At 71.1% G+C, this 8,745-nt stretch carries 10 protein-coding genes and 1 riboswitch; of the genes, 4 read left to right on the top strand and 6 right to left on the bottom strand.

Features of this window, described 5'->3' with window-relative positions:
• Together AC1D01_RS12165 and AC1D01_RS12160 are read right to left on the bottom strand one after the other, a co-directional pair.
• Positions 1 to 719 (bottom strand): phosphomethylpyrimidine synthase ThiC (locus AC1D01_RS12165; RefSeq protein ID WP_477866475.1); only part of this gene is annotated, 719 nt, incomplete at its 3' end.
• Between the two features lie 61 nt (positions 720 to 780).
• Positions 781 to 893: riboswitch (TPP riboswitch) on the bottom strand.
• Positions 894 to 898: 5 nt separating this feature from the next.
• On the bottom strand, positions 899 to 1,795 hold the full coding sequence (locus AC1D01_RS12160) for an AraC family transcriptional regulator (protein WP_477866473.1): 897 nt from the start codon (positions 1,793 to 1,795) through the stop codon (positions 899 to 901).
• A 103-nt stretch (positions 1,796 to 1,898) separates the two neighbouring features.
• Between AC1D01_RS12160 and AC1D01_RS12155 the strand changes: the two genes are divergently transcribed.
• Positions 1,899 to 2,807 (top strand): DMT family transporter, encoded by a 909-nt coding sequence (locus tag AC1D01_RS12155; RefSeq protein WP_477866471.1) that lies wholly within the window; start codon positions 1,899 to 1,901, stop codon positions 2,805 to 2,807.
• Here AC1D01_RS12155 and AC1D01_RS12150 read toward each other — a convergent pair.
• Positions 2,788 to 3,258 (bottom strand): nuclear transport factor 2 family protein, encoded by a 471-nt coding sequence (locus AC1D01_RS12150; protein WP_477866469.1) that lies wholly within the window; start codon positions 3,256 to 3,258, stop codon positions 2,788 to 2,790. The genes AC1D01_RS12155 and AC1D01_RS12150 overlap by 20 nt on opposite strands.
• A 97-nt stretch (positions 3,259 to 3,355) precedes the next feature.
• Between AC1D01_RS12150 and AC1D01_RS12145 the strand changes: the two genes are divergently transcribed.
• The 3 genes from AC1D01_RS12145 to AC1D01_RS12135 all read left to right on the top strand — a co-directional run bounded on the left by AC1D01_RS12145 (position 3,356) and on the right by AC1D01_RS12135 (position 7,045).
• On the top strand, positions 3,356 to 3,919 hold the full coding sequence (locus AC1D01_RS12145) for a TetR/AcrR family transcriptional regulator (protein ID WP_477866467.1): 564 nt from the start codon (positions 3,356 to 3,358) through the stop codon (positions 3,917 to 3,919).
• Positions 3,920 to 3,993: 74 nt separating this feature from the next.
• Positions 3,994 to 6,093: a RecQ family ATP-dependent DNA helicase gene (locus AC1D01_RS12140; RefSeq protein WP_477866465.1), complete on the top strand. Its 2,100-nt coding sequence runs from the start codon at positions 3,994 to 3,996 to the stop codon at positions 6,091 to 6,093.
• A 22-nt stretch (positions 6,094 to 6,115) separates the two neighbouring features.
• A complete protein-coding gene (locus tag AC1D01_RS12135) occupies positions 6,116 to 7,045 on the top strand; it encodes a DNA-processing protein DprA (RefSeq protein WP_477866463.1) in 930 nt (309 codons plus the stop codon).
• A 9-nt stretch (positions 7,046 to 7,054) separates the two neighbouring features.
• Here the strand turns inward: AC1D01_RS12135 and AC1D01_RS12130 are convergent, their stop codons facing one another.
• The 3 genes from AC1D01_RS12130 to AC1D01_RS12120 form a co-directional block, all read right to left on the bottom strand.
• A complete protein-coding gene (locus AC1D01_RS12130) occupies positions 7,055 to 7,537 on the bottom strand; it encodes a hypothetical protein (protein ID WP_477866461.1) in 483 nt (160 codons plus the stop codon).
• A 22-nt stretch (positions 7,538 to 7,559) separates the two neighbouring features.
• A complete protein-coding gene (locus tag AC1D01_RS12125) occupies positions 7,560 to 8,303 on the bottom strand; it encodes an NIPSNAP family protein (RefSeq protein WP_477866459.1) in 744 nt (247 codons plus the stop codon).
• A gap of 100 nt (positions 8,304 to 8,403) precedes the next feature.
• A partial coding sequence (locus tag AC1D01_RS12120) for a GGDEF domain-containing protein (RefSeq protein ID WP_477866457.1) occupies positions 8,404 to 8,745 on the bottom strand: 342 nt, incomplete at its 5' end.

Raw genomic sequence — 8,745 nt, 5'->3', positions numbered from 1 at the left:
GAGTTGCCGATGTTGGCGTTGACCTTCACGAGGAAGTTGCGGCCGATCACCATCGGCTCGCTCTCGGGGTGGTTGATGTTGCAGGGGATCACCGCGCGGCCGCGCGCCACCTCGCTGCGCACGAACTCGGGCGTGATGTCGTGCACGAGCGCCGCGCCGAACGGGTGGCCGCGCTGCGGCAGGCGCTCGGTCGCGAGGCGCTCGCGCAGCTGCGCCTTCACGAGGTTCTCGCGCAGTGCGATGAACTCCATCTCGGGCGTGACGATGCCGCGGCGCGCGTAGTGCATCTGCGAGACGTTGGCGCCGGCCTTCGCGCGGCGCGGCAGCGGCGGGTTCGCCATGCGCAGCGCGGCCAGCGCCGGGTCGTCGAGCCGGGTGCGGCCGTAGGCGCTGCTGATGTGCGGCAGGGCTTCGGAATCGGCGCGGTCGGCGATCCACGCGCGGCGCAGCGGCGGCAGGCCGTGCGTGATGTCGATCGCGGCCTGCGGGTCGGTGTACGGGCCCGACGGGTCGTAGACGCGCAGCGGAGGGTTCGGCTCGCGCAGCGGCTCACCGTGCGGCTGCTGCACCAGCGTGTCGGAGAGCGCGATCTCGCGGAACGGCACCCGCAGGTCGGGGCGGCTGCCGTCGAGGTAGATCTTGCGCGAGCCGGCGAACGGCGTGCGGGTGATGCGGCGGGAGAGCTCGTCGGTGTCGACGGAGGATGCTTGCTTGGCCATGCGGTCTCCAGAGGTGGTGTGCCTGCCTGGGAGACCGTGCCCTGCGGTGAGCAGATGGGACCGGTGGCCGAGTGCTGTTTCCTACGCGGGGATGACCCCGATCAGGTTCAACGGGTTAGGCACTGAAGCCCTCTCAGCCTTGGATTCGCATCCTCGGCACCCCGACAAGCGGGTGGATTCTAGGCCAGTTGCCGAGGCAGTTGCCGGCGCAGTTGCCTGTACTGTCCCGGCGTGACGCCGGTGCGCGCCCGGAACCGGTTCACCAGGTGGCTCGCGCTCGCCAGCCCGCATTGCCGCGCCACCTCGTCGAGCGGCGCATCCGAATGCCGCAGCAGCTGCTTGGCCCGCTCGATGCGCAGCCACAGCACCCAGGCGTGCGGCGCGATGCCGAACGAAGTGCGGAACATGCGCGCGAAATGATGCTCGGAGAGCGCGGCGACGGCGGCCATCTCGCCGATCGTCAGCGGCTCGCCGAGCCGCGCCTCGGTCCACTCGACCAGCCGCCGGCGCACGRTGGCCGACAGCCCGCCGCGCGGCGGCGCGCGGTGGCCGCGCGTGGCGTGCGCGACCAGCAGCGCGGCCAACGCCTCGTGCCCCAGGGCATTCGCCTGCAGCCGTGCCTGCGGGTCGTGCCAATCGAGCAGGGCCAGCGCGTGCAGCGGCGCGGCCACGCCGGCGTCGGCCACGAAGGTCAGGTCGGGCACCTGCACCTCGCGCGGTTCGCGGTCGAGCAGCCGCACCGCCAGCGGCGCGAGCTGCGCCTCGTCGAAGTACAGGTGCACGAAGCTCTGCTCGCCCCCCACCACCCAGCGCGATTCGTGGCCGGCCGGCATCACGCACAGCCGGCCCGGCTCGCCGCGCAGCGCGGGCGCCTCGTGCCGCCAGGTGTGGTGACCGCCGCTCAGGTACAGCGACAGCGTGTGGTGCGAGGGCCGGCTGTAGCGCGTCGCGTCGGCCGCGTTGCGCCACACCGCGGCGGCCAGCCCGTCGCCCAGCACGGCGCTGCGCAGCAGCCGGGCGCGCGAGTGCGTCAGCACGYCGAACACCTCGTGGCGGGTCAGGTCGGCAGCAGCCATGGTGCCGCCACTGTAGCCGCGCCCACGCGCGAGCGGGCGGGCGCGGCGATCAAACCGCAGTTTTGTGCAACTCCGGCGCCGTTGCCCGCCCGACACTGCCGGCATGAACCTGTTCCTCTATGTGCTCACCGTGCTGATCTGGGGCACGACCTGGATCGCGCTGAAACTGCAACTGGGCGTCGTGCCGATTCCCTGGTCCATCGCGTACCGCTTCGCGCTGGCCGCCGCGGTGCTGTTCGCCTGGCTGGCCATCACCGGCCGGCTGAAGCGGCCCGATGCCCGCGCGATGAAGCTGATCGCCGCGCAGGGCGTGTGCCTGTTCTGCCTGAACTTCATCTGCTTCCTGCACGCGAGCCGCTTCATCCCGAGCGGGCTGGTCGCGGTGCTGTTCTCCACCGCGACGGTGTGGAATGCGTTCAACGCGCGGGTCTTCCTCGGCCGGCCGCTCGCGCCGCGCGTGCTGGCCGGCAGTGCGCTCGGCATGCTGGGCCTGGCGGCATTGTTCTGGCCGGAGCTGACGCGCCACGATGCGTCGCCCGGCACGCTGACCGGCCTCGCGCTCGGGCTGGCCGGCACGCTGTGCTTCTCGGCCGGCAACATGCTGTCGACGCGCCTGCAGGCGCTGGGCCATGCGCCGGTCGTCACCAACGCGTGGGGCATGCTGATCGGCGCATCGATGCTGGCGCTCGGCTGCGGCGTCGCGGGCGTCGGCTGGRCCTTCGATCCGTCGCCCACCTACGTCGGCGCGCTGCTGTACCTCGCGATCCCCGGCTCGGTGATCGGCTTCACCGCCTACCTGACGCTGGTCGGCCGCCTCGGGCCGGAGCGTGCGGCCTACAGCACCGTGCTGTTCCCGGTGGTCGCGCTGAACGTGTCGGCCTGGGTCGAGGGCTACCAGTGGACGGCGCCGGCGCTGCTCGGGCTGGTGCTGGTGATGGCCGGCAACGTGATCGTGTTCCGCAAGCCGAAGGCCGCGCCTGCGGCCGCTGCCGTCACAGCCCCAGCTCGCTGAGCCCGGCGTGCTCGTCCGGGCGGCGGCCGAGCGGCCAGTGGAACTGGCGCTGCCCGGGCTGGATCGGCAGGTCGTTGATGCTCGCGTAGCGGCGCTCCATCAGGCCCTGCGCGTTGAACTCCCAGTTCTCGTTGCCGTAGCTGCGGAACCACTGGCCCGAATCGTCGCGGAACTCGTAGGCGAAGCGCACGCCGATGCGCGGCCCGCCGAAGGCCCACAGCTCCTTGATCAGCCGGTAGTCGAGCTCGCGCGCCCACTTGCGCTGCAGGAAGGCGCGCACCTGCTCGCGGCCGACCGGGAACTCGGCGCGGTTGCGCCAGCGCGTGTCCTCGGTGTAGACGGCGGCGACGCGGTCGGGGTCGCGGCTGTTCCAGGCGTCTTCGGCCAGGCGGACCTTCTGGCGAGCGGTTTCCTCGGTGAACGGGGGCAGCGGCGGGCGGGGTGTTTCCATGGGGGCTCCTGTTTACTGACGCAGTTTCGTTGTGTAGACAGGTCTGTCTACGTGCCGCATCTTGAGGCAGACAGATCTGTCTGTTAAACTGCGGGCCATGACGAACGCCACGGCCCCGCTCGAACCCCGTCAGCGCATCCTCGAGACAGCGATGCGCCTCTTCTACGCCGACGGCATCCGCGCGGTCGGCATCGACCGGCTGATTGCCGAATCGCAGGTGGCGAAGGCCTCGTTCTACCGGCACTTCCCGTCGAAGGACGACCTGGTGCTGGCCTTCCTGCGCTTGCGGCACGAGCGCTGGATGAGCTGGTTCACGGGCAGGCTGGAGGCGCGCTGCGAAGCCGCCGGCCCGGCGATGGAGCGCGCGGCCGAGGTGCTGCGCGAATGGTTCGAGGAGCCGGATTTCCGCGGCTGCGCCTTCATCAACACGCTGGCCGAAGGTTCGGCGCAGGGCGAGGCGATCAGCGTGGTGCAAAGCCACAAGGACGAGCTGCAGGATTGCCTGCTCGCGCTGGCGCGACGCTGCGGCCACCCGCAGCCGGAGCGCGCCGCGGAAGATGCGCTGCTGATCGTCGAGGGCGCGATCGTGCGCGCGCACATGACGGGCGACGCCGGCGCGGCCGATGTCGCGCGCCGGCTTCTGCAGAAGTCCTGGTCGTGAACTGATGCGCTGTTGCCCGTCGCTACACTGACCCGGCGCCCGGACTGGCCGGGCACCCGCCGGGAGCAGCACACATGGTCGTCGAAGCCGAGGCACTGCGCTGTTTCCGGGTGGCGATGGGCCAGCCGGCGTCGGACTTCCGCGACGGACAGTGGGAGGCCATCGACCACATCGTGAACCAGCGCGGCAAGGTGCTCTGCGTCCAGCGCACCGGCTGGGGCAAGAGCATGGTGTATTTCGTCGCGGCCACGTTGATGCGGGCGCAGGGCGCCGGCGTCACGCTGATCATCTCGCCGCTGCTCTCGCTGATGCGCAACCAGATCGAGGCGGCGCACCGGCTCGGCTTGAAGGCGCTCAGCGTCAACTCGACCAACCGCGACGATTGGGAGGCCGTGCGCAGCGAACTGCTGGCCGGCCACGTCGACCTGCTGCTGATCTCGCCGGAGCGCCTCGCCAACGACGAGTTCGTGAGCGGCACCCTGCAACCGATCGCCGCACGCATCGGGCTGCTGGTGATCGACGAGGCGCACTGCATCTCGGACTGGGGCCACGATTTCAGGCCCGACTACCGGCGCGTCGGGCAGGTGCTGGCCCGCCTGCCGGCCCACATCGCGGTGCTCGCCACCACGGCCACGGCCAACCGGCGCGTGGCGCAGGACGTGGCGGCCCAGCTCGGCACCGGCGTGGTCGTGCAGCGCGGGCCGCTGCTGCGCGAGAGCCTGGCGCTGCAGAACATGCGCCTGCCGGGCGCGGCCGAGCGGCTGGCGTGGCTGGCAGATCGCATTCCGCAGCTGCCCGGCAGCGGCATCGTCTACACGCTGACCACGCGCGATGCCGACCGCGTGGCCGAGTGGCTGCAGCTGCGCGGGATCGATGCACGCGCGTACCACGCCGGCAAGCCCGACGACGAGCGGCAGGCGATGGAGCAGGCGCTGCTGACCAACGACCTCAAATGCCTGGTCGCGACCACGGCGCTCGGCATGGGCTACGACAAGCCGGACCTGCACTTCGTCATCCACTACCAGACCCCCGGCAACGTGGTCGCCTACTACCAGCAGGTGGGCCGGGCCGGCCGGGCGATCGCCGCGGCCTGCGGCGTGCTGCTGTCGGGCGATGAGGAAGAGGACATCAACGAATACTTCCGCGATGCCGCGTTCCCGCCGGAATGGCAGGTCGACCGGATCCTCGGTGCGCTGGAGGCAGCCGACGGGGGGCTGAGCGTTCGCGCGCTGGAGCGGGCCGTCAACCTGCGGCAGTCGCAGATCGAGAAGGTGCTGAAGCTGCTGGTGGTCGAGCCGGACTCGCCGGTGCTGCGCATCGATGGCGCGTGGTACCGCACCGCGCAGCCGTTCCGGCTCGACAAGGAGCGCATTGCGCACCTCACGCGGCAGCGCGAGGAAGAGTGGGCGCAGATGAAGCTCTACCTCGCCAACGAGCGCTGCCTGATGCGGTTCCTCGCCGAGGCGCTCGATGACGTCGGGGCAGCTGCGTGCGGGCGCTGCGCCGTGTGCCTCGGCCGGCCCGTGCTGCCGCTGGAGATCGAGCGCGCCACGCTGATCGAGGCGCTGCGCTTCGTCAGGCGCAGCGAGATGCCGCTGGAGCTCAAGAAGCAGTGGGACATCGCGGCGCTGCCGCAGTACCAGGCCGAGCATGGTTGGAGCAAGCCGACCATCCCGCCGGCACTGCGGGGCGAAGAAGGGCGGGTGCTGTCGCGCTGGGGCGAGCCGGTGTGGGGCCAGCTGGTGGCGCGCGGGAAGGCGCAGGGCCGCTTCGACGATGAGCTGGTCGAGGCGTCGGCAGACATGATCCGCCACCGGTGGCCGGCCGCTGCACGGATCGGCTGGGTGACCTGTGTTCCGTCGATGCGACATCCCGAACTCGTGCCGGACTTCGCCAGGCGGCTCGCCGGGGCGCTGGGGGTACCGTTCCGGCCGGTCATTTCGAAGTCACGCGAGACGCAGCCCCAGAGAGACATGGAGAACCGCTTCCACCAGTGCCACAACCTCGATGGCGCGTATGCCATCGAGCCGCAGCCGGGCACCGATGGCGCCGTGCTGCTGGTCGACGACCTCGTCGATTCCGCATGGACCTTGACGCTCGCGGCGGCCTTGCTGCGACAGGCGGGAACGGCGGCCGTCCATCCGTTCGCGCTGGCCCTCACCGCGGCGAAGTAGCGACCCCATGAGCGTTCAGGGCATGAGTGCGGACGGCGAAGCGGTGCTGCTGCTGTGCGGGCGGTTCGGCGGCGAGCGGCAGGAGCCGTTCGAGCCGCTGTCGATGCGCGATTGGGCGGCGTTCGCCCCCTGGCTGAACCAGCGCGGGATGCGGCCTGCCGACCTGCTGGCCGCCGCGGGGCGCGCTCAGCTGGACGGTGTGCATGAGATCGAATTCGAGCGCCCCCGCCTCGAATTCCTGCTGGCCCRCGGCACCGCGATGGCCCTGGCGCTGGAGCGATGGAGCCGTGCCGGCCTGTGGGTCATTTCGCGGGGCGATGCCGCCTACCCGAAGGCGCTGAAGCGGCGGCTGAAGCACGCCGCGCCGCCCTTGCTGTACGGTGCGGGCCGCCAGGAGCTGCTGGAACTGGGGGGACTGGCCATCGTCGGCTCGCGCGATGCCTCCGAAGCGGCGCTCGACTTCACGCGCCGCATCGCGGCTGCCTGTGCCGGCGAGGGAATGGTGGTCGTGTCGGGCGGTGCCCGCGGCGTCGACAGCGCTGCGATGCAGGGCGCGGTGGAGGCCGGCGGCCATGCCGTCGGCGTGCTGGCCAACGACCTGTTGAAGGCGAGCGTCGGCCGATCGAACCGGGCCGGCCTGCAGGCCGGCCGCCTGGTCCTGGCCTCGCCCTTCCCGCCGGAGGCCGGGTTCCTGGCCGGCAACGCGATGGCGCGCAACAAGTACATCTACGCGTTGGCCGACCGGGCGCTGGTGATCGATGCCGCCCTGGGCAGTGGCGGCACCTGGGCCGGTGCGCTGGAGAACCTGACGGCGCAGTGGGTGCCGCTGCACGTCAGGATCCCGGGCGAGGGCGCCGGCAATGCCGCCCTGGTCGGCCAGGGCGGCGTGGCGTTCGACTTCGTCCCGGGCCGCGACGAAGCGCTGCGTGAGCACCTCGAGCGAAGCCCCTGAGGGCCGAACTCAGGCAGGCACGCGCGTCATCTGCATCGTCCAGTTCGTTTCCCACTCCAGCCCGTCGGGCGAGAAGGCCTGCTCCCAGCGCGCCGCATCCGGCCCCTGGCGCTGCCAGAGGAAGCGCGCGAAGACCTTGCGGCCGTTGTCTTCATCCTCGCCGTAGAACTCGCCGCGGTCGCCGCTGAAGCCGCCATGCACCGGCGGAAACAGGATGCCGCTGCGGCTGTTCACCCAGTAGATCGACCATTGACGCTTCGCGGTATCGAACAGGCGCAGGGTCATGCCCGACCAGCCCTGGGTCGGGAAGTCGATCTGTTCGACGTTGGCGACCCCGCCGAGGCGCGGCTCGCACGCCAGCACCGACGGAAACTCCTGCCAGTCGGTGCTGCCCGGCGTGCGCGTCGCGAGGCACCGGTTCTCGACCTGCCAGCGGCCGTACAGGAAATCGAAGTCGTCCGGTTGCCCGGTGCGGTCCAGCGTGTAGCTCATCGTGTTCTCCGGTGAAAGGCGCTCAGCGCCAAGCCGAGCCGGCGGTGGGTTGCAGGCGGAACATCTCCGGGGCCGCGCGCAGCTGCGACAGCCAGCGCGGCCACACCGCATCGCGCCAGATCGCCGAGGTGAACAGCCGGTCGGCGCAGTCGAGCTGGTGGACCACGCTGTCGAAGCGGCAGATCCACACGAAGGATTCGGTGTCGGTGCGCACCGGCAGTGCCGGGAAGTCGTTGACGGCGTGCTCGGTCTTCAGCACCGCCTGCACCTCCATGCCGGCGGCCACCAGGCACGGCCGCACCTCGTGCTCGAAGCGCTGCACCAGCTGCGGCGTGGCCGGGGCATCGAGCGCGCACACCACCGCGAGCAGCATGCCGGGCCGTGCCGCATGGGTCGCGGCGGTCTGCACGTTGCGCAGCAGCAGCACGTTCGACGAATCCTGCATCGTCGCGTTGGCGGCGTTGCGGTGCCGCTGCCACACCGGGCCGCCGTAGAACGCGGCCAGCGCCTCGCGCCGCTCGGCCATGTTCGCGAAACCGCGCAGCCAGACGAAATCGTCGGGCGCATCGAGGTCGCGGAACTGGCCCAGCACGCGCATGCCGCAGTCTTCCTGCGTGTGCACGAACTCGCGGTCGAACAGCTCGATCAGCGTCTCGCGCCGGCCGGGGTGCAGCGCATAGCGCCGCAGCTCGACGATGGCACAAGGGGACGGAATCGTGTCAGCAGCCGCGGCACGGGCCGGGCGCTCCAGCGTCATCACGGTCATCGGGGCATCTCCTCGTCTCTGGGGAGGGTGATGCTGCGCCGGGGATGCTGACAACCTATGTCAGCAGACTTCAGCAGAGTTCAGCGGAGTTCGGCAGGAATCAGCCGACCACCGTGCCGTCGCGTCCGCGCAGCTTCGCCTGGTACATCGCCTTGTCGGCCCGCTCGATCGCGGCCTGCAGTGCCTCGCCGTCGGCACAGGTGCTCAACCCGGCCGAGAAGGTCAGCCGCAACCCCGGCGCCACGGCGTCGAACGGGGCCGCCGCGAGCCCGGCACGCAGCCGGTCGACGCATTGCAGCGCCTGCGCCTGCGGCGTCGACGGCAGCATCAGCAGGAACTCCTCGCCACCCCAGCGCCCGAGCACGTCGGTGTCGCGCAGCGCGGCCTGCGCGGCGTCGGCGAAGATCTTCAGCACCCGGTCGCCGGCCGCGTGGCCGTGGTT

It is taken from the genome of Rhizobacter sp. P3_B12 (assembly GCF_056402895.1).
This window is presented reverse-complemented; position numbering and strand designations above follow the sequence as displayed.

What these genes read in the sequence shown, in the direction of transcription:
- AC1D01_RS12140 (WP_477866465.1), top strand. Translation starts at nt 3,994, where the DNA reads ATGGTCGTCGAAGCCGAGGCACTGCGCTGTTTCCGGGTGGCGATGGGC.
- AC1D01_RS12125 (WP_477866459.1), bottom strand. Translation starts at nt 8,303, where the DNA reads ATGACCGTGATGACGCTGGAGCGCCCGGCCCGTGCCGCGGCTGCTGAC.
- AC1D01_RS12150 (WP_477866469.1), bottom strand. Translation starts at nt 3,258, where the DNA reads ATGGAAACACCCCGCCCGCCGCTGCCCCCGTTCACCGAGGAAACCGCT.
- AC1D01_RS12130 (WP_477866461.1), bottom strand. Translation starts at nt 7,537, where the DNA reads ATGAGCTACACGCTGGACCGCACCGGGCAACCGGACGACTTCGATTTC.
- AC1D01_RS12145 (WP_477866467.1), top strand. Translation starts at nt 3,356, where the DNA reads ATGACGAACGCCACGGCCCCGCTCGAACCCCGTCAGCGCATCCTCGAG.